Raw genomic sequence first — 24,639 nt, forward strand, 5'->3', positions numbered from 1 at the left:
CGCTGGTGCTTCATCCGCTTGACTGTCAGAGTTGAATCGTGAATATCCGACACTCAGCACTCGCCGTCCTTGTCGCCGTCCTTTGGGGCCTGAATTTCGTCGCGATCGACTTTGGATTGCACCCCGGCAACGGGAGCGGTGGCGCGGCGGACGTGCCGCCGCTGCTGTTCGTGGCCATCCGCTTCGTGCTCGTGGTGTTCCCCTGCATCTTCTTCGTCCCCAAACCGGACGTCAGCTGGAAGGCGATCATCGGCGTCGGGCTCTTCATGAGCGCCGGGCAGTTCGGCCTCCTCTACCTGGGCATGGCGCTCGGGATGCCTGCCGGGCTCGCCTCGCTTGTGCTGCAGGCGCAAGTGCTCCTGACGGTGCTGTTGGCGGCCCGGTTCCTGGGGGAGCGGCCGAGCAAGCGCCAATTGACAGGGGTGGTGCTGGGCGTCGCCGGACTGGCCCTCGTAGCGGTGGGTCGAAGCTTGGTGGCCCCGGTGGTGCCGCTCATGATCGTCCTCGCAGCGGCGTTGTCCTGGGCCGCGGGAAACATCATCGCACGCAAGGCGAAGGCGGCCTCGGGACTCGGGTTGGTGGTCTGGTCCGGGGCGGTTGTCCCGTTGCCGCTTGCGGGCTTGTCGCTGATCGTGGACGGTCCGGCCGCCGTCGTCGGGACCCTCACCAACCTTCAGCCGGCGACCATCCTGAGCGCCCTGTACACCGCCATTTTTGCGTCGCTGGTGGGTTATGGCATCTGGAACCGACTGCTTAGCCTCTACCCGAGCTCGGCCGTGGTGCCCTTCACGTTGCTGGTCCCGGTGGTGGGAATGACCGCGGCGTGGCTGCTTATCTCAGAGGTCCCGACGACGGCGGAACTGGCAGGCGGCTTCCTCCTGCTGGGCGGCGTGGCGACTGCCGTGCTGCAGCGTCGCGCGAAGCCCGGGGATCTGGCGGTGCCCGAAGTACGTCAGCGCTTGGGTGCGGGCCTGCGCTGAGCCGGCGAGCCCGACGTCGGGCGCTTGGCAGGGGTTGCCGGCTTCCTTTGGACCGGGCGCTTCACAGCCCCCGACGCCGGACGGGCTGCCGGCCGCTGGGCGGGCCTGGCGGGTGCCGGGGACGGCCGCGAAGCAGGCCGGGGCGCCGGCCGGCGGGCAACCGGACGGGCCGCCGCCTTCGCGCGGCGGGATGGCCATACCGCCCCCACGAACAAGATCAGCAGGGAGCTGCAGCCGGCAAGTGCGGCGAGGTAGAAGTAGATGTCCGAATCTTTGGTGCTCACTGCGCTGCCCAAGGCGTTCTCGTCCTGGTTGAAGGCGAGGCCCCACATGCGCAGGAACGCGATTCCGAACGCGATGAACAGGATCGTCGAGATGGCTCCGAGAACCAGCATGAAGTACCTGCGACGGGTGAAAACCTCGGCGACGCACGCTAGGTAGCCGATCGCCAAGACCCCGAGGAAGGTGTACATCACGGTTTCGTCAAGGGTGATGGCGAGGAGCACCAGCAAACCAGCGGACACCACGGCAGAGATGATCGCTAGCTTTCCACTGTTCCCCATGTGACGCATGGGATTAATCATCCCTGACGGGCAGCAGCGCCACGCCCCAAGACGCGGCAGTTGCCATACCGTTACCGCAGTACGTAGCCGCGCATGATGGTCATGATTGCGGCTATGCTTTGCTCGCGGGTGCGCTCGGGGTTGTACGTCTGCCGGTCAAGGCCCACCACGAAGATCGCTCCGAACATCGCCGCCTCGAGGCTGCCCCGGGCAATGCCCGTATCCACTGTGTACGCGGTGGCGACCTTTTCGATGGCTGAGCCAATCACGGCCAGCAACTCGCTGCGGAGTTCGACGAAGAGGCTGCCCCATTCGCTGGGCGTCCGCCAGTTCTCGCTGATCCAGAGCCGAGCGAAGGACGGGTAGTCGTCCATGAAGTCCATGGCCTGGCCGAGCATGGCTTCCATGGCCTCGAGCGGATCGGCGTGCAAGCCTTCGATGGTCTGGAGCCGCCCGAGCATGATGTCGACGCCGTGGCGCAGCAACTGGGCGATCAGATCGGACTTGCTGCCGAAGTTGTAGTAGACCGTCCCTTTGGACACTCCGGCTGCGGCCGCGATCTCGTCCACCGTGACGCCCGCTGCGCCGCGCTCGCCGATCAGCTCCATCGAAGCGTCGAAAAGGCGCTGCTTGGTCGCGTTGGTGCGGGCCGGGCGGAGCTTCTTCTCCGGGAACCCGGGGGCGTCCGGCTCTTGCATGCTCATACCGCGATCTCCGGCTTCAGGGTCTTGAGGGTCCAGAACTTGTGCTTACGGACGGCCAGCGTGGAAAGCGCGGCTCCCAGCACAGTGTAGCCAAGCAGTCCAAGGACAATCGGCCAGATCATGGACAAATCGCCGCCATAGATCAAGTGCCGCATGCCGGTCACCACGTAGCCCATTGGCATGATCTCGTGCACCACGTGCAGCGGCATGGGGGTGGTCTGCCAGGGGAACGTTCCGCCGGAAGACACCAACTGCAGGACCAGCAGGATCAGCACCACGAACTTTCCAGGAGTCCCCAGCAAAGCCACTATGCCCTGGATCAGGGCCGTGAATGCCATGACCGCGGCCAGCATGAACAACCACATCCACACCGGGTGCGCCGCGTTGAGGCCCAGCCCCAGGTCCACCACGAGGGTGAGGATGCTTGCTTGCAGCACGGACACCACGAAGAACGGCAGCCAGCCGCCGACGGCGATTTTCCACGACGGAGCGTTCGAGGCCAAGGCCCGCTGCGTGATGGGACGCATCGCCTGGACCAGCATGAACACGCCGATCCAAAGGGACAGTGTCAGGAAGAACGGGGCCAGGCCCGCACCGTAGGACCCTGCCTTGGCCTGCGAGACGTTGTTGACCGCCACAGGATCCGCGATCACCTTGGACACCTCGCTCTTTTGGGCGTCGTTCGGGTTCGGGACCTTGCCGGCGCCCTTCGCCAACTCGCTCGCCAAGGTGCGGGATCCGTCCGCGGCGGTCGCGGCACCGCTGGCAAGCTGCGCCGCGCCGTCGTCGAGCTTTGCGGCACCGTCGGCGAGGGCCGCCGTGCCGTTGACGGCAGACTGCTCACCCGCGGCCAGCGTCGCGGCGCCGGAGCTGAGCTGGTCCGCGCCTGCCGAGGCCTGGCCGATGGCGCCCGTCAGCGCCGGAGTGGCGCCCGCAAGTTTGGCGGCACCCGCACTGACCGCGGCCGATCCGTCGGAAAGCTGCTGGATCTGTGCGGCATCCGCCGAGATCTTGGCCTTGGCGTCGGTGACCGGGCCCGAGGCGGCAGCGGTGTCGAAGTCTGCCAGGATCTTGTTCGCCTGGTCCTGCGTGATGACCCCAGCGGACACGAGCCGCGCGTTGGAGGCGACAACACGGTCCCGCGCCCCGGCGTCGAACGCTGAGAGTTGCCCGACGACGTCCTGGACTTTCGCGTTCAGCTGCGCGTTTCCGGCGGCTACTTGGGCGGCGCCGTCGGCGAGCTTTTGCGAGTCGGCCGGAAGGGACGCGGTCTTGTTCTTCAGTTCGGTGAGCCCTGCGCTGAGCTGCCCGGCACCGCCGTTCAGCTGATTGGCGCCGTCGCGCAGCTTGTTTTGGCCCGCCAGGAGCTCGGACGCGCCGCTGCTGAGCTTGCTGGTGCCGTCGTGGAGTGTGGCCGCGCCATCGCTGAGCTTGCTGACGCCGTCGGCCAGCTGGGAGGCACCGTCGGACGCCTTGACGATGGAAGCGTGGATGGTGCCGAAGCCCGTGAGGAGCTGGTTGGCGGTTTCCTCGCCCACTTCCTTGGCCACGGTGGAGTGCACCGCGGTGGTGAGTTTGTCGACGATGGTGCTGAGGAGGTAGTTGTTCGCGTCGTTGGTGGTGACGTTGAGCATCGCCTGGTTGGCGGCGTTGAAGCTGCCCGGCGAGACCAGGTTGGCGGAAAAGTCCTTCGGAATCTTCAGGGCGAAGGCGTATTTGCCGGATTCCACGCCGGCGTCGGCTTCGGCCGTGGTGGTCACCCGCTGCCAGTTGAAGACGTGGCTCTGTACGAGGCTGTCGGCAACTTTCTGGCCCGCCTGCAGCTCGGGACCGTTGGCCGGCTGGGCTCCCGCGTCTTCGACGACCAGGGCGGCGTCGATCTGGTTGAGATTGCCGTAAGGGTCCCAGTTCGCGTAGAGGTACACGGCTCCATAGAGCAGGGGCACCATGGTCAGGGCGAGGATGGTCAGCTTAGGCAGGAGCCCGCCGGTCATGCGCTTGAGTTCGGAGCGGGCCAGCCGCAGAACAGTCACTTTGCGGTCCTTTGCAGGGTTTCGAGTACTTCTTCGGGATCTTCTTGTGCGTCGTCGAGGTGCTCAGCGGGTTCGGCCGGTGCAGTGTGCGTGACAGAGTTGCCGATCACCGCGGCCGGCCCGTCCCAGTTGTCCGGCAGGGCAGAAACGACGGCGACGACGGCGAGCGGCCGCCCGGCGTCGTACGCCAACTGCTCAAGGCGGGGGAGCCAGTCCGCGGCGTTTGCGCTGTGCCGGTCCGGGGAGTCGAGTACCAGGAGGTCAAGGGCAGGGTCCGCAAGGGCCAGGGCAGTCAGCAGCTCAAGGCGTCGGTCCGCCGGGAGCTGCTCAATCCACAGCCCGGCGATGTCCTCGAAGCGGTTGACCTTGAGCCACGGCTTGCTGAGGAGGGCGCCACGGTAGCGGCGGGGGATAAGGGAGAGGTCTTCGGTGACGAGGTCGCGGACGCTCAAATGCTGCTCCGGCTCGTTGACGCCGGGAGCGTCAACCAGGGCGCTCGCCGCCCGGATCTTCTTGGTCTTCGCCGAGTTGTCCCAGCTCAGGAGGCCTTTGCTGGGTTTCATCCGGCCGCTCAGCGCAAGTGCCAATGCCGTGCGCTGGTCCTGACCGTCGCCGCTGACCAAGAGGAGTTCCCCGCGCCTGGCTTCGAGGGAAGTGGGGGGCAGGAGATCGTCCCGGCGGCCGTCGATCTGGAGTTGCTGTGCAGACAGCACAATTGGACCTTTCGCAGAACCTGTTATCTGCTCCAATCGTAACTGAACTGACCAGTCAGTTCAAATAGACTTCCATTACAGTCCGTACTTCTCCAACAGGCGCAGCCACACCTCGCTGATGGTCGGGAACGACGGCACCGCGTGCCACAGCCGGTCCAACGGCACTTCGCCCACAATCGCGATGGTTGCGCCGTGTAAAAGCTCGGCCACTCCAGGCCCGGCGAACGTCGCGCCCACCACCACCTTCCGGTCCTCGTCCACCACCAGTTGCGCCCAGCCTTCGTAATTTTCCGAATGCAGCTGGGAGCCGGACACATTGATGGGGAGTTCCACCGAGCTTGCGTTGATGCCCTTCTTCAATGCCTGCTTGAGGCTCGGGCCCACGGATGCCACTTCCGGATCCGTGAAGACCACGCTGGGGATCGCGTATTCGTCGGCCGTCTTTGCGAAGGCACTCCAAGGCTTCGGGGTGCCGTGGAGGGTTCCCCTGGCGCGGGCCACGATGGCGTCGCCGGTTGCCCGGGCCTCGTACTTGCCCTGATGGGTGAGGAAGACCGATCCGGCGGCATCGCCGGCCGCGTAAAGCCACAGCCCGCTGGTACCGTCGCTCGCGGCGCCCTCAACCAAGCCGCTCGAGTCCGTGGTGAGGCGCAAAGGCTTGCCCTCCTCGGCATCGAGCCCCACGTTCTCGAGCCCCAAGTTGTCCAGGTTCGGCCGCCGGCCCGTTGCCACAAGCAACTCGTCACTGTTCAAGACCGTCCCGTCGCCGAGGGTGACGCTGAAGGCATGGTCCGCGTTGTGTTCGACGAGCGTGGTGTCCGTCCCAAGGTGGAGATCGACGCCGTCGGCCCGGAGCCCTGCGGCGACCAGATTGGCGGCTTCCTCCGGGAACGCGCTCAACAGCCGGCCTCGGGCAACGATCGAAACCGACGAGCCCAAGCGCGCGAAAGCCTGGGCAAGCTCGACGCTGGCGACACCGCCGCCCAGCACGATGAACCGTTTGGGGATTTGCCGCACCGAGGTGGCGCCGCGGGTTGTCCAGTAGGGGACGTTGCGCAAGCCGTCGATTTTCGGGACGAGTGGTGTGGATCCGGTGGCCACCACTACGGCGTGATGGGCCTTGAGCGAGTAGCTGGTGCCGTCCTTGCCGTCCACTTGGACTTCGCGGGGGCCGGTGATGCGCGCCCGGCCACGAATGAGTTCGATGCCCGTGTCCGCGAGCCACTGCACCGCGCCGTCGTCCTGCCACTTGTTGGTGAAGTAGTCGCGGTACTTCAGGACCGGCGCGGGATCCAGGACCTTCGTGACGGAGTCCGATGCTCCGGGCACGGATTGCGCTGTGTGCAGCGCGGTTCCAGGCCGAAGGAGCGCTTTGGACGGTATGCAGGCCCAGTAGGAGCATTCCCCTCCGACGAGTTCAGCTTCCACGATGGCCGCGGTAAGCCCGCCCCGGACCACGCGGTCTGCAACGTTCTCACCCACAGCCCCGGCGCCGATCACGATGACATCGAATTCCCGGACATTCTCCTCAGCCATGGGAGAAGCCTACGCCCGGACGCAGGCCGGGATGAGGGACCCGGCAACGGATTCTGCTTGATCAGGCGTCCAATGCGCCCTTGAACCAGCCTGTGATGCTCGCCGGATGGGTGATGGCGGTGCCGACGACGACGGCGAACGCACCGGCGTCGATGGCCAGGCGGGCTTGTGCGGGGGTGTGGATGCGGCCCTCGGCGATGAGCGGCTTGCCCAGTCCTGCGCCGGCGATCTCCGCGAGAAGCTTGAGATCGGGGCCGTCTGTCTTGGAACGCTCCCCGGTGTACCCGGCCAGGGTGGTGCCGATCAGGTCAGCACCGGCTTCGACGGCGGCCACCGCATCAGCGTAGGAACCGCAGTCAGCCATGACCAAGGCATGCGATTCGGCGTGGATTCCATCAACTGTTTGCTTGAGGGTCAAGCCATCGGGACGCGGGCGTCGCGTGCCGTCGATGGCAACGACATGCGCTCCGGCGTTCGCGACGGCGAGGGCGTGGCGGAGCGTGGGGGTGATGAACACGCCGTCGTGCCCGTCCTTCCAGAGCCCGATCACTGGAACCTCCACAGCTGTGCGGGTGAACTGGACATCCGCGAGGCCCTGGACCCGGACTGCAGCGGCACCACCGATAACCGCCGACGCCGCCACCTGGCCGGTCGTCCGCGGATCGCGCATAGGCTCGCCCGGGTACGCCTGGCAGGAGACGATCAACTGCGAGCGGAGGGCTTCGAGGCCATCGGGGGTCAGGATCATGGGGTGTCTCCTTGCGAGGGTGTTCGGGTATTTGGGTGGTTCGGGTGTTCGAGTGTCAGTAGAGGACGAGTTTGGCCGCGCCCACGATGGCCGCGGTATTGCCTAGCGCCGCGCGATGCACGGGAATGCCGGCAAGCGGGCCCATGAGCTCCTTGCGCAGGGCGCGTTCCATCGGTTTCCACCAGAAATCTCCCGCATCCGCCAAGCCCCCGGAAACCACCACCGTCTCCGGGTCGAGGATGTTGACGAGCCCGCCGATCGCCTGCCCGGCAGCGCCCGCGCCCGCTCCGATCGCTTTGATGGCGGCAGCACTGTCAGCTGAGGCGGCACCATCGCCGTCGCACGCCAAGGCAAATACGGCACGGGTGTCCGGTACCTCGGGGGAGCCCCCGAAACGGACGAATGATTCATGGATGGCCGGCCCCGAAGCAATCGCCTCGACGTGGCCCGAACCACCGCACACGCACGGGAGCGCTTTGCCGTCGTGATAGGCGTACGGCGAAGCAAAATGCCCCACATGCCCACCCACATAGTGGTGCCCCAAAACAGGAGAGCCGTCCAGCACAAAACTGCCGCCCACGCCCGTCCCGAAAGCCACCATCAACGAACTCGAAGACCCTGCGGCCGCCCCACGCCACGCCTCACCCAAAGCATGCGCATGCACATCGTTGACCGCCCTGACCGACCCCCGCGGCAAGCCAAGGAGTTGCGCCAAACCAGCGGTCAACCTCGTCCCGGCCCACCCCAGAATCGCATCAGTCGCCGAAACCACCTCACCATTCACGGCATCGATGACCCCGGCAGAACCCACGCCCACACGCCCGACGTCGATTCCCTCACCCGCCGCCCGCCGCATGAGCCGCCCCACGAGCGTCGCCGTCTCCCGCAAAATCACGTTGCCCCCACCCCGATTCAGCGTAGGAATCTGCTCCGAGAACAACACCTCCCCATCGGCCCCCACAACCCCGGCAGCAGTCTTCGTCCCCCCAAGATCAACCCCGACCACGTACATCATGTTTCGTCCTCCGGATCGTTCGATTGCTTGGTTCATCGTTGGTGGGTCACGCGTTTGCTGCGGTTGCGTCTGTGGTCACGTTAGCTGTGGTTGGTGCTGCGTCAGGCTGCGGCCTGTCTGTGGTCAGGTTAGGTGTGGTTGCGTCGGCGCCAAACCGCGGCCTTGCCGGCGCTTAGACACCTCCCGACGTCGCCTTCCGGTCGCTGGGCGACCTTCAGACGACTCTGGTCGGCGATGCGCGCCTACGCAAGACCCCGGCCCAGCGCCTCAGGCGGTCGACTCACCTGACGCAGCGTGCTGTCGCCTCGCCGATCGGGACCTGCCGCTCACTGCCGCCTCCGGCGGCAAAGTGCGGATCCCGGCCCCGCTACAAAGGTTCCCCGATCGCCCGAGTGGCGGAGGGACGGTTTTGTGTAGTCCCGCATCGCCGACCAAAGCATTGCGGAAGTCGCTCAGCGACTGTAGCAGTGCGTCGGGAGGTGTCTAAGGGACGGCAAAACTGGTCCGCCGCCACGACCCGACCACGGCAACAAGCAATGGTCGCGTGACGGCAACCAGCAAAAGGTGACCTTCGGGAGCCCGGGGGGCGAGCCGGCGCCGCCCCTAGACTAGGCCGTTGCGCTCGAGGATCGTGCGGATTGCGGAGGTTTCTTCGGCGTTCAGGGAGAGCATCGGGGCGCTCATGGTGTTGGATTCGATGATGCCCATGATGTGGAGGGCCGTCTTGAAGGCGCCCAGTCCTGCTGCGCCGCCGGAGACTCGGCCGTTGGGGGTGTAGACGATGTCGAAGAGGTCGGCCAGGCGGTCTTGTTCGGCGGCGGCCGCGGTCCAGTCTCCGGCTTGGGTGGCGTCGAACAGGCGGCGGTAACCGGCGGGGTCGACGTTGCCGAGGCCGGGGACTACGCCTTGTGCGCCGGCGAGGAGGGCGCCGTCGACTACTATTTCGTGGCCCGTGAAGATGTCGAAGTTGGGGATGTCCTTGGCGGCGAGGACGAGTTGGCGGAAGGAGACGTCGTCGCCGGAGGAGTCCTTGACGCCGGCGATGACGCCGTCGCGGCCGAGGCGGACCAGGAGGTCGGTGGGCAGCTTGAAGTGGGTGCGGACGGGAACGTCGTAGGCGAAGATCGGCTTGTCTACGGCAGCGTGGATGCTGCGGAAGTGGGTTTCAGTCTCCTGGGCGTTGCCGATGGCGTAGTACATGGAGGTGACCACGATTGCGTCGGCGCCGAGGTCAACAACCTTTCGTGCTTCTTCGATGACGCGGTTGGTGGTTTGCTCGTTGGCGCCCACGATCAAGGGCACCGCGCCGGCGTTCGCATCGGCGATCGTGGAGACGACGAGTTCGCGCTCTTCGTTGGTCATGTAGGGGACCTCGCCCGAGGAGCCCAACACGAAGAGGCCGGACACGCCGCCGTCGAGCAAGTGCTTGGTGACGTTCTTCAGGGACGCGGTGTCAATGCGGCCGTCCGCGTGGCGGGGGGTGATGACCGGGGGAATGACGCCCTGGAACTGAGTAGACACAGAAATCTCCGTTGCTTGGATCTGGATGGGAAAAACTTAGATGTGGAGCAGGCTGGGCGCGGCGCCGAGCAGCTTCTTGGTGTAGTCGTTGCTGGGGTTGTCGAAGACCTGGGCGGCCGGCCCTTCCTCGACGATCTGTCCGAAGTACATGACGCAGATGCGGTCGGAGACGTAACGGACGGTCTGGATGTCGTGCGAAATGAACACCATGCCGAGGTTTAGCTGGGTTTTCAGGTCGGACAGCAGGTTCAGGACTTGGGCGCGGACGGAAACGTCGAGGGCCGACGTCGGCTCGTCCGCCACGATGATGTCCGGGTCCAGGGCGAGGGCCCGCGCGATCGCCACGCGCTGGCGCTGGCCGCCGGAAACCTGCGACGGGGTGACCTCGGCAGCCGATTGCGGCAAGCCAACGAGGGCCAGCAGTTCCTTGACCTTGGCAGAACGGGACGCGGCGTTGCCGATGCCGTGCACCTGCAGGGGATCGGTGAGGATGTCCTGGATGGTCATGCGCGGATTGAGTGCCGTGGCCGGGTCCTGGAAGACCACGGATACGGCGCGTCCGAATTCCTTGCGCATCCGGGCGTTGCGTTTGATGGCCGGTTTGCCGTGGAAGAGCACCTGGCCCGACGTCGGGGCCTGGAGTCCCACGAGCACCGAAGCGAGCGTGGACTTGCCGCAGCCGGACTCGCCGACGATGCCGACGGTTTCGCCTCGGCTGATGCTGAAGTCCACGCGGTTGACGGCTTTGACGATGTTGGGCCGGAAGAGGCCGCCGGTGCGGGCCCGGTGATGGACCTTGACGTCTTTGAGCTCGATGATCGGCTTACCGGTTGAAACACTCACTTTGCGTCCTCCTTCAGGTGGCTGGCCCAGTAGTGGTCGCGGTCTGCTCCGCCGCCGGCGGGTTCAACGACGGCGAGGACCAATTGCTGGTTCGGGTCGGCGTCGGGCCTCAACGAACGTGCCGCAAAGCGGTCGCCGGGAGCGAAATCGCGCGGCGACGGGACGGTGCCGGGGATCTGGTGGAGGCGGACGGCGTCGGCCTCGATCGACAGGACCGCGCCCAACAGACCGCGCGTGTATTCGTGCCGTGGGTTCTGCAGGAGTTCCGAAGCCTGTGCGGATTCCACCACCTGGCCGGCGTACATGACCGTGATCCGGTGCGCCAGCGAGGCAACCAGGGCTAGGTCGTGGCTGACAAAGACCATGGCGAAGCCGAGCTGTTCGCGCAGTTCGTTGAGCAGCTCCACTACCTGCTTCTGGACGGTGACGTCCAAGGCGGTGGTGGGTTCGTCTGCCACCACGATCTTCGGCGAGCGGGAGAGCGCCATGGCGATCAGCACGCGTTGGCGCTGCCCGCCGGAGAGCTCGTGCGGGTAGCTGGCGAGGGTGCGGACGGGATCGAGCTTCACCATTTCCAGCAACTCGGCGGGGGACTTGCGGCCGCCGCGCCTTGTCAGCTGGGTCATTTGCTCCTTGATCTTCATGGACGGGTTGAGCGAACTCAACGCATCCTGGTAGACCATGGCGATCTGTTCGCCGCGCAGGCCCTGGTAGGCCCTTGCGTCGCTGTGCTTCGAGCCGGAATCCAGGAGTTCCTTGCCATCGAAGACGATGGAACCGGTGATCTCGGCGGTCTTGGGCAAGAGGCCCATGATCGCAAGGGACGTGATGGACTTGCCGCAACCGGATTCGCCCACCAATCCCATGGTTTCCCCTTCGCGGACAGTGAAGGAGACATTGTCCACGATCGCGGTTTCGCCGAAACGGCCCGGGAAGCGGATGGACAGGTTCTTGACCTCCAGAACGTTGCGGGCGTCGACGGGGACCTGGGGGAGCCGGTCCGTGCGCGTGGCTTCAATCGACGCGAGGAGCTCGAGTTCCTTGTCGAGGAGCGCGTGCGGATTCTCGGCTGCGAGTTTCGGATCGTTCAGGACCGAGGCCGCGTAGTCCTCTTCGGAGAGCGGATCGCCGTTGGCGGCACGCACACCGTCGAGCTCGTGCTGTTCCACGACGGATGGCTGAGCCACCGACGTCGCGATCTCGGTATCGATGGCGGCACCGGCCACCGCCGCGCCCGCAAAAGCAGCGGCAGCACCGTCGTCGTCCTTTACCACGGGAGCCTTGCGCAGCTTCGGGTTCACCATGGCATCGGTGAGGCCCTCGGCGAGGATGTTCAGCGCTAGCACGGTGAGCAAGATAGTGACGCCGGCGAAGGTGGTTGCCCACCAGCCGCCGGAGAGGACCAGGTTGCGGCCGTAGGAGATCACGTTGCCCCACGACGGCGCGGGATCCTGGACACCGGCGCCGAGGAAGGAAAGCGAGGCTTCGAGGATGATGGCATCGGCCACCATGACCGTTGCGAAAACCAGCACCGGGGCCGCCGTGTTGCGGACAATGTGCTTGAGCAGGATGTAGGGGCGGGTTGCACCCATCACCCGTTCGGCGCGGACGTAGTCCTCACCGTATTGGGCGAGCACGTTGGCGCGGACCACTCGGGCGAGCTGCGGGGTATAGATGATGGCGATCGCGACGATGATGGTGGGCACCGAGTTGCCGAACGCGGCCAGGAGCACGGCGGCGAGGGCGATGCCCGGGAACGCCATGAGGATGTCCATGAGGCGCATGATGATCTCGTTGACGGCTTTGCTGGACGTCGCGGCGAGCGAGCCGAGCACCGCGCCGACGACGATCGCAAGGGCCACTGCGCCGAGGCCGATCATGAGCGACGACTGTGAGCCGTAAAGGAGCCGGGAGAAGACGTCGCGGCCGAGGCGGTCGGTGCCGAAGAAATGGTCGCCGTCCGGAGCTTGCGCCGGAATGAACGTTTCCAGGGGATCGTGTGGCGCGATGACCGGCGCGAAGATCGCCGCCAGGACGATGACCACGAGGAACAAGAGGGCAAAACGCGATCCCCAAGGGAGGGACTTGAAGCGGACGCCCGGGGCGCTGAGCCGTTCAGCAAGTTTGCTGCGCATGGCTATACCGTCCTGATTCGGGGGTTGATGAGCAGGTACAGGAGGTCCACCACGATGTTCACCAGAACGAAGGTGACCGAGATAGTGAGGACCACGCCCTGGACCAGGTTGACGTCCAGGTTGGTGATGCCATTGAGGATCAGCTGGCCCATGCCGGGAAGGGCGAAGATCATTTCAATCACGACGGCGCCGCCCAGGAGGTAGCCGATCCTGAGTCCCAGCACGGTCACCGGAGTCACGAGCGCGTTGCGCAGGACGTTCCGGGACACCACCTCGCGGTAGGGGACGCCATTACCGATAGCTGTCCGGACGTAGTCACGGTCCAGTTCCTCCACCATGGAGGTGCGGACAACGCGGATAAGGGAAGCTGAGACCGGAATGCCGAGCGCGAGGGCCGGGAGCGCCATCGAGTTGAGCCAGCCGCCGAAGCCGGACTCCGGCGTCGCGATTCCACCCGAGGGAAACAGCGGGTTGTCACCGAGCGCGAACCACTGGATGAGCAGGATGCCAAGCCAGAAGGACGGGGTGGCGATCGCCGCGATGGAGAAGATCCGGACCAGCTGGTCCTGCCATTTGTCGCGGTAAAGAGCCCCGATGATGCCGAAAACCAAGGACAGCACGACGGCGATGATCACGCCCAGGAACGTGAGCTGGAGGGTCAGCGGGAAGGCTGAGGCGATCATGCTTGCCACCGACTTGGACGGGGGAGTGGTCACGCCGAGATCGAGTTGCAGGAGCCTGCCCAGGAAGTGGAAATACTGGACGAACAGGGGATCGTTCAGGCCGTTGTCCTGGCGGTACTGCTGTTTGGCGGCCTCGCTGGCGCCTTCGCCGAGAGCCGAGCTGGCCTGGTCGCCAGGGGCTGCTTGAAGGACGAGGAAGACCAGCAGCGTGATGCCCAGGATCATCAAGGGCAATGCCGCGAGCCTGCGTCCAAGCAGACGCAATATCATGACCAATTTGTTCTCCGGTTGCGTTTGGTGCGGGGGCCCAACTGACTCGCAGTAAGTGTCGTTTTGAGCCGTCTAAACGACAACAAATGCGAGTCAGTTGGGTTGGGTGTGGCTAGGAGGTGCGGCCGACGCCGATGAAGGACAGTCCCGTGGTGGGCAGCGGCTTGAAGCCTGAGAGCTTCTTTTCGTCCCAAGCGCTGGGGAGCTGGCGGTGGAAGAGCGGGTACAGCGGGACTTCATCCGAGACGAGATCCACGATTTGGCCGGTGATCTTTTTCGCATCGGCGGCCGCGGCCTGCGAGCCCTTGTCCATCAGGCCCTGGAGGGTGGCGCTTTCCGGAGTGGTCCAGTAGGCGCGCTTGGCCATCCAGGTGGCGCCCGAGTAGAACCAGCTCAACAGCAGGTCTGCGTCGTTGCCGAAGACGGAGGGGTCGCCCGGGGCCGCCACGACCGAGAAGTCGGCCTTGCCAACCCTGTCCGAGTACAACGCACCCGACTGCAGGTTCTTGGCGGTGACCTTGACGCCGGGGATCTTGTTCCAGGATTCCAGCATCAGCGGGGCAACGTCCTTGACCCAAGCGGTATCCGTGGTGAGCAGCTCGAACTCGAGGTTGCTCACGCCGGCCTGCTTGAGGAGGTCCGCGGCCTTCTGTGGATCGTAGGAGTAGACGTTCTTGGCCTTGACGTAGTCCGGGTGGCCCTCCTGGAAGTACGACGACGCAGCCTTGGCATTGCCGAACAATGCCTTCTTGATGATGGCGTCCTTGTCCAGGCCGTAGTGGAGTGCCTGGCGGACCAGCTTGTTGTCGAACGGGGCCTTGGCGCAATTGAACATGAGGAACAGCATGCCGAAGGACTGCACGGATTCAACCCGGGTCTTGGACTTGAGTCCGTCCATGTCCAGGTACGGGACGTCTTCGATCGCCTGGACGCGGCCCGACTGGACTGCCGTGACGCGGGCGGCCGCGTCCGAGAGCAGCAGCCAGGTCATGCCCTTGGCGAGTGCCGGCTTGGGGCCATTGTAGTCGGCGAACGCTTCGAAGACGATCTTGTCGTCCTTGACGGCCGAGATCAGCTTGTAGGGGCCGGAGCCGACGGGCTTCGCATCGAATCCCTTCTGATCGGCCGAGGCCAACGCCTTCGGAACCACCTTCACCACGGAGATTCGCGGTCCGAAGCCCGGGAAGGGGTATTTCAGCGAGAACTCGACCGTCTTGGCATCGAGCGCCTTGACGTCCTTGATGAACGGAATGAACTGGGAGAACAAGGACTTGTTGGCCGGGTCCATCACACGGGTGAAGGAGTAGACAACATCGTCGGTGGTGACAGGGGCGCCGTTGTGGAACTTGGCACCGTCGCGGATTGTCACTTGGTACGTGGTGTCGTTGACCTTCTTGGGGTCGCTCGCTGCCAGCGCGTTATACGGCTCGCGGGTGGCCGGGTGGAGTTCCACGAGGCCCTCGAAGACGTGCAGATTGGCGGCCTGCGGCGTGGCGCCGGAGGACGTCATCGGGTCGAACCCCGTTGACAGTGCGTAGGAGATGCCCGCTTCGATGGTGAGGTCCTTGTTGACGGTCGCAGTGTTGTTTGCTGCGCCCGTGGTGGTGGAGGCAGGACCGCCACATGCGGACAGGCTGGCCGTGAACGCTGCCGCGGCTCCAATTGCCCCGGTCAGCTTGAGGAAGTTGCGTCGGCTGGCGTCGCTGACCAGCGGCAGGTTGTTAATCGTGTTGCTCATAAGATGCCTCACCATTCAAGTTTTCTGGTTATCGGATGTAGGACATCCGATGCTCGTAAAGAAACTGTAAGGGTGGTCACATGAAGTCGTCAAGCGAGATCTGGATCACTAGCGACCCGAGGAGCGGCCGCGACGCTCCCGGCGGGGTGCTCCCGACGGGTGCTGCGCCGGGGTTCACCTTGCGAGGTTTAGCCTGGGGCTCGGTCAAAAATAAAGGCGAACATCTATCAAGGAGATGGGACATCCGATATTGTATGTTGCGAAGCACTATATCCACGGTGGGCGCTAGGCTCACCTCAACGTTAACACTGCACTGATTCCTTGTCCCGGTCCTGAAAGGGTCCGGCCGAGGATGAGTACTTTTTGCAAGGAGAGCCATGACCACTTCCGGTGTCGTTCCGCAGGCGCGGTTCAGCGCACAGGCCCGGCTCAGGGCCCTCCAGTCGGACATTATGGAGTTGATCCTCGAGCGCGAGCTCGAAGCGGGCGATCCCTTGCCCACGGAAAATGAACTCTCCGTGGCTCTGGGGGTAGGGCGCAACACCCTGCGCGAATCCCTGAAAGTGCTGCAGGCCCTGGGTGTCATCGAGATCCGCCATGGCTTTGGCATGTTCGTCGCCCCCAGCAACTTCGAGGCGCTCGCGGACGGCCTGACGTTCCGGGGCCGCTTGTCGCTGCGCCACCAAGGGCTCGAGGCACTGCAACTCGTGGACGTGCGCCAGGCCCTCGAGTCGGGGCTGATCGGCTCCTCCATGGACGTGATGACTGCCGAGCAGCTCGCCTTGATCGAAGAGGCCGTCAAGCAGATGGAGGAGCTCGCGCACGCTGGGGAGAACTTCGTAGCCGCCGACGCCGAGTTCCACCGCCGGCTGTTCGAGCCGCTGAACAACGAGCTCCTCATCAACCTCATGGGCGTTTTCTGGAAGGTCTACCGGAAGATCCATGTGGAGATCGGTTCCGACAACGAAGATCTTGTAGCTACCGCGGCCATGCACCGAAGCATCTACACCGCCGTCGCCACCGGGGACAAGACCGCGGCTGCCGAACTGCTCAACCGTCACTTCGACGGAATCCGCCGCCGCATCGGCGAGGCCGTCGCAGTCTGAGGCCGGGCACCCAAGCGCAAGGGCCGCCGTCGTACTTCATGAAAGTACGACGGCGGCCCTTGCCTTTGCGCTGCCGACCGCGTACCACCCGTTGCCGCCCAGTCCCTGCTCGACGCTGGGCGTCGGATTCTGCTGGATCATTCCCCTTGCCGAAGGTTCCCGGCCGCGCGATTCCGGGGGTGCCGACCCCTGGGAGCGCCACTGATCCAGCAGAACCGAACGTGCTCGCACTGGCGTCCACCTGGGCGAGCCGCAGTCGGGCCATGGCGACCGCACCATCGTCCCCATCTTTGGTTTGGGAAAGCGTTTGCGACACGGCGAGTCTCGTCATTTGGTGCCCTTGGCGCGGCAAACATGGGGAGGACTCTGCGGCCAGCCATCGAGGCGCCGCCACGGCCAGGGCAAACCCGGGCCCGAAATTTAACGAAAAAAGACCCGCACCGGATCCGGTGCGGGTCTTCATTTGTGCGCCCAGAGGGATTCGAACCCCCGGCCTTCTGTTCCGTAGACAGACGCTCTATCCAGCTGAGCTATGGGCGCATCTTGGTGATTCTCGGGAGTTTCAAACTCGTGCCCCCCTCGAACCTCAATAAACTTTACGCGAGATCCCTGTTGGTGCCAAATCGATGCGGTGTAATCTGCCTAACTAGACCGGTCTATGTGACCTTAGTCACTAAATTTGGCGGATCGGTGACGCGGATCCTTGATTTTTAGGGGTTTTGCTCCGAAATGGTCAAGAGATCCCATGTCCGAACCCAGATTGGTCTACTCCGCGACCCCTAGCATTTAGGACACACCACTGAACCCGAGGAAGGGAACCACGATGGGCGATCTGGCGCGACTGCCGCTGCTTGAGAAGGCACCTACTACGCATGCACGCCTGTTGGCCTGGGTGGAGGAAGTAGCCGAGCTGACACAGCCGGACCGCATCCACTGGGTTGACGGTAGCGAAGCTGAAAACAAGAAGCTGACCGACGAACTTGTCGCGGCCGGCACCCTGAAGAGGCTGAACCAAGAACTCTTCCCCAACTCTTTCGCCGCATTCTCCGATCCCGCGGACGTAGCCCGTGTGGAAGAGCAGACCTTCATCTGCTCCGAGAAGGAACACGACGCCGGCTTCACCAACAACTGGATGGCCCCGGCCGAGATGAAGCAGAAGCTGCGGGGGCTGTTCGCCGGCTCCATGCGCGGCCGCACCATGTACGTCATTCCGTTCGTCATGGGCCACTTGGATGCCGAAGATCCGAAGTTCGGCGTCGAGATCACCGACTCCGCCTACGTTGTTGCCTCGATGCGCATCATGGCCCGCATTGGTACGGACGTCCTTGAGCGCATAACGCAGACCGACGCTTTCTTCGTCCCCGCGTTGCACTCCCTGGGCGCTCCATTGGAAGCCGGTCAGGCCGACGTCGCGTGGCCCTGCAACCCCGACAAATGGATCGTGCACTTCCCGGAAGAGCGCTCGATTTGGTCCTACGGCTCGGGTTACGGCGGCAACGCCCTCCTCGGCAAGAAGTGCTACGCCCTGCGCATCGCGTCCGTCATGGCACGCGACGAAGGCTGGCTGGCCGAGCACATGCTCATCCTGAAGCTGACATCGCCTGAGCAGAAGACCTACTACATCTCTGCGGCGTTCCCCTCCGCTTGCGGCAAGACCAACCTCGCGCTGCTCGACCCCACCATCAAGGGCTGGAAGGTCGAGACCCTCGGCGACGACATCACCTGGATGCGCTTCGGCAAGGAAGGCGAGCTCCGCGCCGTCAATCCCGAGGCCGGCCTGTTCGGCGTCGCTCCCGGCACCGGTTGGGGCACCAACCCCAACGCCATGCGCGCCATCGCCAAGGGCAACAGCATCTTCACCAACGTTGCCCTGACCGACGACGGCGGTGTCTGGTGGGAAGGCATGACGGAGGAAACTCCGGCACACCTGACCGATTGGCAGGGCAACTCCTGGACTCCTGAGTCCGACAAGCCTGCTGCACACCCGAACTCCCGCTTCTGCACCCCGATCGACCAGATCGACATGCTGGCCGAGGAGTACTTCAGCCCTGACGGCGTGGAACTCTCCGCGATCCTCTTCGGCGGGCGCCGCAAGACCACCATCCCGCTGGTCACCGAGGCCCGCGACTGGTCCAACGGAATCTTCATGGGTTCCACGTTGTCCTCCGAGACCACGGCTGCTGCGGCCGGTGCCGTCGGCGTCGTGCGTCGCGATCCCATGGCCATGCTGCCGTTCATCGGCTACGACGCAGGTGACTACCTGAACCACTGGGTCAACCTGTCCGCCAAGGCCAGCCCGGAGCGGCTGCCCAAGATCTTCCTGGTCAACTGGTTCCGCCGCACTGCCGAGGGTGGCTTCGCCTGGCCTGGCTTCGGCGACAACGCCCGGGTCCTCAAGTGGGCCATCGAGCGGATCGAAGGCAAGGCCGACGCCGTCGAGACTCCCATCGGCTTCGTGCCCACCGGCGAGTCCATCGATCTCGAAGGCCTGGACATGACCCCCGCCGAGGTGGAAGCCGCAGTTCGCGTCGACGCCTCCGAGTGGAAGACCGAACTGGCATCGATCGAGGAATGGTACGCAAAGTTCGGCGGTTCCCTGCCGGCTGCGCTGATCTCGGAGCTCGACGGTCTGAAGGCCCGCCTGGCCTAGACCGCCCGACTGCTTACGCCGACGGTCCCGCACTTCGGTGCGGGACCGTCGGCGTTTCTGCATCTTGGAACTGCCGTCGCCGAGCATTGTGCCGCGATTGGCGCGTGAGTAGCTTTTAGAGAACCAGCAGTTCTCTAATTCCGGGGGTCCGGACCATGGCCGATTCCCAGCGGCACGCAAAAGCGTCAACCGCGCCCTTGGCTGATTTCGGCGTCGGGGATGTCGCCGTTGCCGGTGGAAAAGGTGCCGCGCTGGGGGAAATGGCGCGTCAAGGATTTCCAGTGCCGCCTGGATTTATTATCACCACGGGCGCGTACTTGTCTTTTCTGGCTGAAGCGAACGTCGGGGCAGCACTGGGAGGCTTTCTGTCCGTCGTGCCCGAAGAAGCTCCCGACGGCGGTGCGCCCGACGGCGGCGACGGCACCCGCGGTGCCGCACTCCGCGCCCTCTTCGCCGGGGCGGAAATGCCGGGCCGGCTGCGGCAGGAGATCCTCGATGCCTATGCGAAGCTGGGCGGCGGGGCTGTCGCGGTCCGGTCCAGTGCCACGGCGGAAGATCTTCCGGGAGCCGCGTTCGCCGGTCAGCAGGACACCTATCTCAACGTGCTGGGCGGGGAGGATGTAGTCCAGGCAGTCGCCAACTGCTGGGCGTCGTTGTGGACGGACCGGGCCATTTCCTATCGCCGACGGCAGGGGATCGATCCGCACGAGGTGGCGATCGCCGTCGTCGTGCAAAAAATGGTTCCGGCCGCCATGGCGGGCGTCCTATTCACTGCGAACCCGGTCACGGGCGAACGCGGCGAGATGGTGGTGGACGCTAACCCCGGCCTGGGGGAGGCTGTGGTCTCCGGGCGGGTGACTCCGGAGCACTATGTCCTGGACTCCTCAGGAAAAGTGCTGAGTTTCACGCCCGGTGGCCGCGAGGTGGTGATCAGCGCTGCCGTGGGCGGCGGCACGCAAGAAAGCTCCGGTAAGCAAAGCACGAAACCAGGGCTCGCGGCGGAGGAATTGGCGGAATTGGCCATGCTGGGAAACAAAGCCCAGCAGCATTTCGGCCGCCCTCAGGACATCGAATGGGTGGCCGCCGGCGGAAGGCTGTACGTAGTGCAGTCACGGCCGATGACCGCTCTCCCGCCCCAACCGCCCGTCCTCAACGCGGTCCAACGTCGGGTGGGACCGTTTTTCATCGAGATGTTCCAGGAGCGGCCCTATCCCTTGGACGTATCCGGCTGGATGAGTCGGGGAATTCTCGCCATGTTGCACGGCATGGCCGGGAGCGTAGGCGTGGTCTTCCCTGCAGTGGAGGAGTTACTGCCGGAGGAAGACGGGGTGGTGGTTCAGCTCATCCCGCCAGTGCCGCGCCCGACGATCCGAACGCTTGCCGCGCCGGCTTCCTTGTTGCGCCGGGCGAGACGGTTCAAAGCCGCCGACTGGACCCGGGATCCACGCTTCTCCTCGTTCATCGACAACATTGAACGGCTGAACCGCAAGGACCTCGGTCTCCTGCGGTGGCGTGCAGTCGTGGCATTTGCCCGGGAATGTTTCGCGGCGATGCAGGGCATCACGGACTTAAGGGTCTCCTACCTGCCCGGCATTCCGGTGCCGGTGCTGAAAATGCGTTTCATGCTCTTGTTCCTGGGCAAGACAAAGCTTGCGCCTGCGCTGATCGCGGGGGCGGAAACCCGGACGAGCCAAGCGAACCGGGCCCTTGAACGGCTGGCTTCCATCGCGGCGGACGATCCCGGGCTTTCCCGCGCGTTACGTGATTCAGGACCCCGTGAGCTCCTGGAGTCGGTGGAAAATGAGGCCGAACATCGCGCTTTCCGCGAGGCGTTCGAGGCGTTCCAGCGTGAGTACGGCCACCGCGAAACCACGAGTGTTGTCCTCAGCAGTTCGCCCACGTGGTCCGATGCCCCCGAGGTGGTTCTTGGCCTTGTGAAGGCCTTGTCCGGAGAGCGGCCCCCAACAGTTGACCATGGCGGGATTGCGCTTGCGGAATTGAAGCGCCATCCGGCTCTCCGCTTCGAACCGCTGCGGCGGAGGGTGCTCGCCGCCGTCGAGTCCGCCCAAGCCGGAATGGCGTTCCGCGAGGACAGCCACTTCTACGCCACCAAAGCCATCCCGCCGATCCGACGGGCCTACCGGGAGCTTGGCCGCCGACTGGTGATGGCCGGCGTGATCGATGAGCCCGACGAGATCTATCACCTGCGGTTCGAGGAATTGGAGTCCATTACAGACAACGACGACGGCGCGCTGCCGGCTTCACTCCGTGACCGTTTCCGGCCGCTGGTACTCGCTCGCGCGGCAAAGCGGCGCGGGCTCGACGGCATCCCGCTGCTCGATCCGGCTTTGCTCTTTGCTCGAGGTCGCCAGGGCCGCCAAGTGGAAGGAGTCCTCGTCTCCGGCACGGCAGCGAGCCGCGGCCGAGCGACCGGGCCGGTCCGTGTGATCCGTGGACCGGCCGAGTTCGGACGGCTGCGCAGCGGAGAGGTCCTCGTCTGCCCGTACACCAATCCCGCTTGGACGCCGTTGTTCCAACGGGCCGTCGCGGTTGTGGTGGACGCCGGCGGGCTCGGTTCGCATGCGGCGATCGTCGCGAGGGAATACGGAATTCCGGCCGTTATGGGCACCGGCTCGGGTACCAGCACCTTGGCCGACGGGCAGCAAGTACTCGTGGACGGAACCCTGGGGGTTGTCCTGCCGGCCGCTGCGGCGGAAAGACCTTGAGATGCCAGGGCCGCGTGACCCAACTAGCTAGCATTAGTTGTCGTTTTGGGGTCTCTAAACGACAACTACTGCGAGTCAGTTGGCGAGCCAGATATCCGGTCCGAAGACCTCGTAATGAATTCTCGTGGCGGGGATTCCGGCGTTGATGGCCTCGTTGCGGATGTGCTTCATGAACGGCAGCGGTCCGCACAGAGATCCCTGCTACAAGCCGTGCTTACAGCCCGTGGCGTAGCCCGATCGCCTGGAATGCCGGCGCCATTTGCCGCAGGCGCGGGAGGGAGGAGACGACGACGTCGTCCAGCTCCCGGTAGAAGGCTTCCCTCGCGCGCGCCAAGGCATGACGCAAGCCGCATTCCGTGATCAGGGGGCAGTCACCATGGGCGGATTGGCACTCGGCGGGGTCGAGCCTGGTATTCAGTTTCCGCAGGACCTGGCCAACGGTGGCTCGCTGCCCGGCGGCGCTGAGTCGGGATCCGCCCTTGCGGCCGCGCTCGACGTCGATGAGGCCCAGCTCCCGGAGCCGAACAATGGCCTTGCTGACGTGGTGGTAAGGAGTCCCCACGGCGTCCGCGATGTTCTGGGTCGTCAGGAGTTCACCTGCGGGCGCGGACGATAGAACCAGGAGCGCACGCAGGCTCACATCCGCGAAGGCATTGATCTTCATGCCCTCAAGCTTACGGAGTAAGGTCTAGTCCACCCATACGAGGGGTTCATTGGTGTCGGCTTCGGCGTTGTCAAAGGTGAAGCCCTCGGCGGTCTGGACATAAGGGATAACGGCTGCGAGGAGGCCGCCGCCGCGATGCTCAGCCGCTGCGTGAATCCCGTCCGAGCCGTGTTCCGGAAGGATTACGTCGTTGGCAATCGCCACCGCGCGGTATTCGTCACGGCCTTGGCGCAGCAATTCGAGGATGTCTGCCAGCATCGACTCTGTGTCGACATTTCCCTCGTCGTCCGGCTCTCCAGGCGTTACGAAGACGATCCGAAGTTCGTTGTCCTCGGCGAGCGTGACTGCGAAGGGCAGGAAGCCACCGTTTTGTTCCAGGTGTTCCTGCGCCGTTGCCAAGGCGGCCCCCAGCGTTTCACGCACTTCGCGGAGTTCGTGATCCTCTGTGTTTTCGAGGCCGTTGATCTGGGGATCCATGTTGTTGCCCGCCTTCGGGGTTGTCGGCTAGGACCGGACCAGTGCGAGGACGCGGTCCCGTACCTTTTCCATGGTGGCAACATCCTTCGCCTCGGCGTTCAGCCGCAGGAACGGCTCCGTGTTGGACGGACGAAGATTGAACCACCAGCTGCCGTCCTTCGCGGTGAAGGTGCTGCCATCCATGTAGTCCACGTCGACGTCTTCGCCGTCAAAATCGGCGCGGACCCGCTCGATGGCTCCTGCCTTGTCCTCGATTTCGGAATTGATTTCACCGGAAGAGACATAAGGCTCGTACTGCCGGCCAAGGTCGGACAGCGGGCCGTCCTGCTCGCCCAATGCCGCCAAGACGTGCATGGCCGCGAGCATGCCGGTGTCCGCGTTCCAAAAATCGCGGAAGTAGAAATGCGCCGAGTGTTCGCCGCCGAAGACGGCTCCTTCTTCGGCCATGACTGCCTTGATGAACGAGTGCCCCACACGAGTGCGCACGGCCCTGCCACCATCCGCGGTCACGAGCTCCGGGACTGCCCGCGAGGTCAGCAGGTTGTGGATGATCACGGGGGTCTTTTCACCCGCGGCCTGTGCTCGGGCGATTTCCCGGCGCGCGACCATTCCGGTGATGGCGGACGGGGACACGGGTTCGCCCTTCTCGTCAATCACGAAGCAACGGTCCGCGTCGCCGTCGAACGCCAGGCCGATATCCGCGCCGTGTTCGATCACTGCGGCTTGCAGATCGCGCAGGTTTTCGGGCTCAAGCGGATTCGCGGGGTGATTCGGGAAAGAGCCGTCCAGCTCAAAGTACAGCGGGACGATCTCGAACGGCAGGGCAGGAAGCAACTGGTCACCAAGTACTGCGGGAGTGGTCAGCCCGGCCATGCCGTTTCCGGCGTCAACGACGATCTTCAGCGGACGGGAGCCCTTGAGGTCAACCAGGCTGCGCAAGTACTCGGAATAGTCCTTCAGGACATCGCGGGTGCTGATCTTGCCTTGGGTCTCCGCGGCCGGGATGCTACCGCTGTTGAGGTAGTTCTCCGCGAGTGCCTGGATTTCCTTGAGGCCTGTTTCGGACGAGATCGGCTGTGCGCCGGCCTTGGACATCTTGATGCCGTTGTATTCGGCCGGGTTGTGGCTCGCAGTGAACGTGGCACCGGCAGCATTGAGCGCCCCGCAGGCGTAGTAGAGCTCATCGGTGGAGATGAGGTCCAGGAGCTGGACATTGGCTCCGCGGCGGGCGGCGCCGTCGGCGAATGCCTTGATGAATTCGGGGGATGACGGGCGCATGTCGCCGCCAACCAGCACCGTCTGGCCAGCGAGGCCGAGGGTGTCGACGAAGGCCGCGCCGACGGATTCCACGATGTGGGATGTGATGGATTCGCCGACGATTCCCCGGACGTCATAGGCCTTGAAGGAAGCCGAGAGGTCAAATGTCTTGTTCTGCTCGCTAGTCACGCGCTCAATCTTACTGTGGAGCGAGGTGGTCACTGCGACGGGACGTCATCTATGTGGAAAACGCGTGTCCACATAGATGACGTCCCGG

Annotated in this window: 19 protein-coding genes and 1 tRNA gene; 4 read left to right on the forward strand and 16 right to left on the reverse strand. The window is 64.6% G+C overall.

The features are described from left to right. Positions 1–38 precede the first annotated feature (38 nt). On the forward strand, positions 39–980 hold the full coding sequence (locus LFT47_RS03015; protein WP_236815073.1) for an EamA family transporter: 942 nt from the start codon (positions 39–41) through the stop codon (positions 978–980). Here LFT47_RS03015 and LFT47_RS03020 read toward each other — a convergent pair. From LFT47_RS03020 to LFT47_RS03075, 12 genes are all read right to left on the reverse strand, one after another. Then, a complete protein-coding gene (locus tag LFT47_RS03020; protein WP_236815075.1) occupies positions 953–1,543 on the reverse strand; it encodes a hypothetical protein in 591 nt (196 codons plus the stop codon). The genes LFT47_RS03015 and LFT47_RS03020 overlap by 28 nt on opposite strands. A gap of 71 nt (positions 1,544–1,614) precedes the next feature. Next, positions 1,615–2,247, reverse strand: a complete 633-nt coding sequence (locus tag LFT47_RS03025; RefSeq protein ID WP_236815082.1) for a TetR/AcrR family transcriptional regulator — start codon at positions 2,245–2,247, stop codon at positions 1,615–1,617. Beyond that, positions 2,244–4,280, reverse strand: coding sequence for a YhgE/Pip domain-containing protein (locus LFT47_RS03030; RefSeq protein WP_236815084.1), 2,037 nt, complete (start codon positions 4,278–4,280; stop codon positions 2,244–2,246). Before LFT47_RS03030 ends, LFT47_RS03025 begins: the two co-directional genes overlap by 4 nt. Beyond that, a complete protein-coding gene (locus tag LFT47_RS03035) occupies positions 4,277–4,993 on the reverse strand; it encodes an ABC transporter ATP-binding protein (protein ID WP_236815086.1) in 717 nt (238 codons plus the stop codon). Before LFT47_RS03035 ends, LFT47_RS03030 begins: the two co-directional genes overlap by 4 nt. A 75-nt stretch (positions 4,994–5,068) precedes the next feature. Continuing rightward, positions 5,069–6,529: a dihydrolipoyl dehydrogenase family protein gene (locus LFT47_RS03040; protein WP_236815088.1), complete on the reverse strand. Its 1,461-nt coding sequence runs from the start codon at positions 6,527–6,529 to the stop codon at positions 5,069–5,071. Positions 6,530–6,590: 61 nt separating this feature from the next. Continuing rightward, entirely contained in the window at positions 6,591–7,277 is a 687-nt protein-coding gene (locus LFT47_RS03045) for an N-acetylmannosamine-6-phosphate 2-epimerase (RefSeq protein WP_236815090.1), read from the reverse strand. Positions 7,278–7,332: 55 nt separating this feature from the next. Beyond that, on the reverse strand, positions 7,333–8,292 hold the full coding sequence (locus LFT47_RS03050) for an ROK family protein (protein WP_236818288.1): 960 nt from the start codon (positions 8,290–8,292) through the stop codon (positions 7,333–7,335). A gap of 603 nt (positions 8,293–8,895) precedes the next feature. After that, positions 8,896–9,813 carry a dihydrodipicolinate synthase family protein gene (locus LFT47_RS03055; RefSeq protein WP_236815092.1) on the reverse strand — a complete coding sequence of 306 codons (918 nt, stop codon included), beginning with the start codon at positions 9,811–9,813 and terminating at the stop codon, positions 8,896–8,898. A gap of 36 nt (positions 9,814–9,849) precedes the next feature. Beyond that, positions 9,850–10,656 (reverse strand): ATP-binding cassette domain-containing protein, encoded by an 807-nt coding sequence (locus LFT47_RS03060; RefSeq protein WP_236815094.1) that lies wholly within the window; start codon positions 10,654–10,656, stop codon positions 9,850–9,852. Next, positions 10,653–12,791 (reverse strand): dipeptide/oligopeptide/nickel ABC transporter permease/ATP-binding protein, encoded by a 2,139-nt coding sequence (locus LFT47_RS03065; RefSeq protein ID WP_236815096.1) that lies wholly within the window; start codon positions 12,789–12,791, stop codon positions 10,653–10,655. The genes LFT47_RS03060 and LFT47_RS03065 overlap by 4 nt, the downstream gene beginning before the upstream one ends. 2 nt (positions 12,792–12,793) lie before the next feature. Continuing rightward, positions 12,794–13,699: an ABC transporter permease gene (locus LFT47_RS03070; RefSeq protein WP_236818290.1), complete on the reverse strand. Its 906-nt coding sequence runs from the start codon at positions 13,697–13,699 to the stop codon at positions 12,794–12,796. A gap of 157 nt (positions 13,700–13,856) precedes the next feature. Further along, on the reverse strand, positions 13,857–15,497 hold the full coding sequence (locus LFT47_RS03075; protein ID WP_236815098.1) for an ABC transporter substrate-binding protein: 1,641 nt from the start codon (positions 15,495–15,497) through the stop codon (positions 13,857–13,859). 362 nt (positions 15,498–15,859) lie between these two features. Between LFT47_RS03075 and LFT47_RS03080 the strand changes: the two genes are divergently transcribed. Continuing rightward, positions 15,860–16,588 (forward strand): FadR/GntR family transcriptional regulator, encoded by a 729-nt coding sequence (locus tag LFT47_RS03080; protein ID WP_236815100.1) that lies wholly within the window; start codon positions 15,860–15,862, stop codon positions 16,586–16,588. Positions 16,589–17,054: 466 nt separating this feature from the next. On the opposite strand, the gene LFT47_RS03085 is transcribed toward LFT47_RS03080, so the two are convergent. Beyond that, positions 17,055–17,128: transfer RNA gene (locus tag LFT47_RS03085), tRNA-Arg, on the reverse strand. Between the two features lie 283 nt (positions 17,129–17,411). Here LFT47_RS03085 and LFT47_RS03090 point away from each other — a divergent pair. Both LFT47_RS03090 and LFT47_RS03095 read left to right on the forward strand, forming a co-directional pair. After that, complete coding sequence (locus LFT47_RS03090; RefSeq protein WP_236815103.1) at positions 17,412–19,238, forward strand: phosphoenolpyruvate carboxykinase (GTP); 1,827 nt, start codon at positions 17,412–17,414, stop codon at positions 19,236–19,238. Between the two features lie 281 nt (positions 19,239–19,519). Then, complete coding sequence (locus LFT47_RS03095; protein WP_236815105.1) at positions 19,520–21,964, forward strand: PEP/pyruvate-binding domain-containing protein; 2,445 nt, start codon at positions 19,520–19,522, stop codon at positions 21,962–21,964. 214 nt (positions 21,965–22,178) lie between these two features. On the opposite strand, the gene LFT47_RS03100 is transcribed toward LFT47_RS03095, so the two are convergent. The 3 genes from LFT47_RS03100 to LFT47_RS03110 are packed head-to-tail and all read right to left on the reverse strand — an operon-like array spanning position 22,179 to position 24,551. Next, positions 22,179–22,628, reverse strand: a complete 450-nt coding sequence (locus LFT47_RS03100) for an RrF2 family transcriptional regulator (RefSeq protein WP_236815107.1) — start codon at positions 22,626–22,628, stop codon at positions 22,179–22,181. Between the two features lie 24 nt (positions 22,629–22,652). Next, positions 22,653–23,105, reverse strand: coding sequence for a hypothetical protein (locus LFT47_RS03105; protein WP_236815109.1), 453 nt, complete (start codon positions 23,103–23,105; stop codon positions 22,653–22,655). A gap of 27 nt (positions 23,106–23,132) precedes the next feature. After that, positions 23,133–24,551 carry a phosphomannomutase/phosphoglucomutase gene (locus LFT47_RS03110; RefSeq protein WP_236815111.1) on the reverse strand — a complete coding sequence of 473 codons (1,419 nt, stop codon included), beginning with the start codon at positions 24,549–24,551 and terminating at the stop codon, positions 23,133–23,135. Between the last annotated feature and the right edge of the window lie 88 nt (positions 24,552–24,639).

This window comes from Arthrobacter sp. FW306-2-2C-D06B (assembly GCF_021789175.1).
Taxonomy (GTDB): Bacteria; Actinomycetota; Actinomycetes; order Actinomycetales; family Micrococcaceae; genus Arthrobacter.

Coding starts and splice junctions, on each gene's coding strand:
- LFT47_RS03045 (WP_236815090.1), bottom strand. CDS start 7,277: ATGATCCTGACCCCCGATGGCCTCGAAGCCCTCCGCTCGCAGTTGATC.
- LFT47_RS03105 (WP_236815109.1), bottom strand. CDS start 23,105: ATGGATCCCCAGATCAACGGCCTCGAAAACACAGAGGATCACGAACTC.
- LFT47_RS03070 (WP_236818290.1), bottom strand. CDS start 13,699: ATGATCCTGGGCATCACGCTGCTGGTCTTCCTCGTCCTTCAAGCAGCC.
- LFT47_RS03025 (WP_236815082.1), bottom strand. CDS start 2,247: ATGAGCATGCAAGAGCCGGACGCCCCCGGGTTCCCGGAGAAGAAGCTC.
- LFT47_RS03100 (WP_236815107.1), bottom strand. CDS start 22,628: ATGAAGATCAATGCCTTCGCGGATGTGAGCCTGCGTGCGCTCCTGGTT.
- LFT47_RS03090 (WP_236815103.1), top strand. CDS start 17,412: ATGGGCGATCTGGCGCGACTGCCGCTGCTTGAGAAGGCACCTACTACG.
- LFT47_RS03050 (WP_236818288.1), bottom strand. CDS start 8,292: ATGATGTACGTGGTCGGGGTTGATCTTGGGGGGACGAAGACTGCTGCC.
- LFT47_RS03080 (WP_236815100.1), top strand. CDS start 15,860: ATGACCACTTCCGGTGTCGTTCCGCAGGCGCGGTTCAGCGCACAGGCC.
- LFT47_RS03040 (WP_236815088.1), bottom strand. CDS start 6,529: ATGGCTGAGGAGAATGTCCGGGAATTCGATGTCATCGTGATCGGCGCC.
- LFT47_RS03075 (WP_236815098.1), bottom strand. CDS start 15,497: ATGGTGAGGCATCTTATGAGCAACACGATTAACAACCTGCCGCTGGTC.
- LFT47_RS03065 (WP_236815096.1), bottom strand. CDS start 12,791: ATGCGCAGCAAACTTGCTGAACGGCTCAGCGCCCCGGGCGTCCGCTTC.
- LFT47_RS03020 (WP_236815075.1), bottom strand. CDS start 1,543: ATGGGGAACAGTGGAAAGCTAGCGATCATCTCTGCCGTGGTGTCCGCT.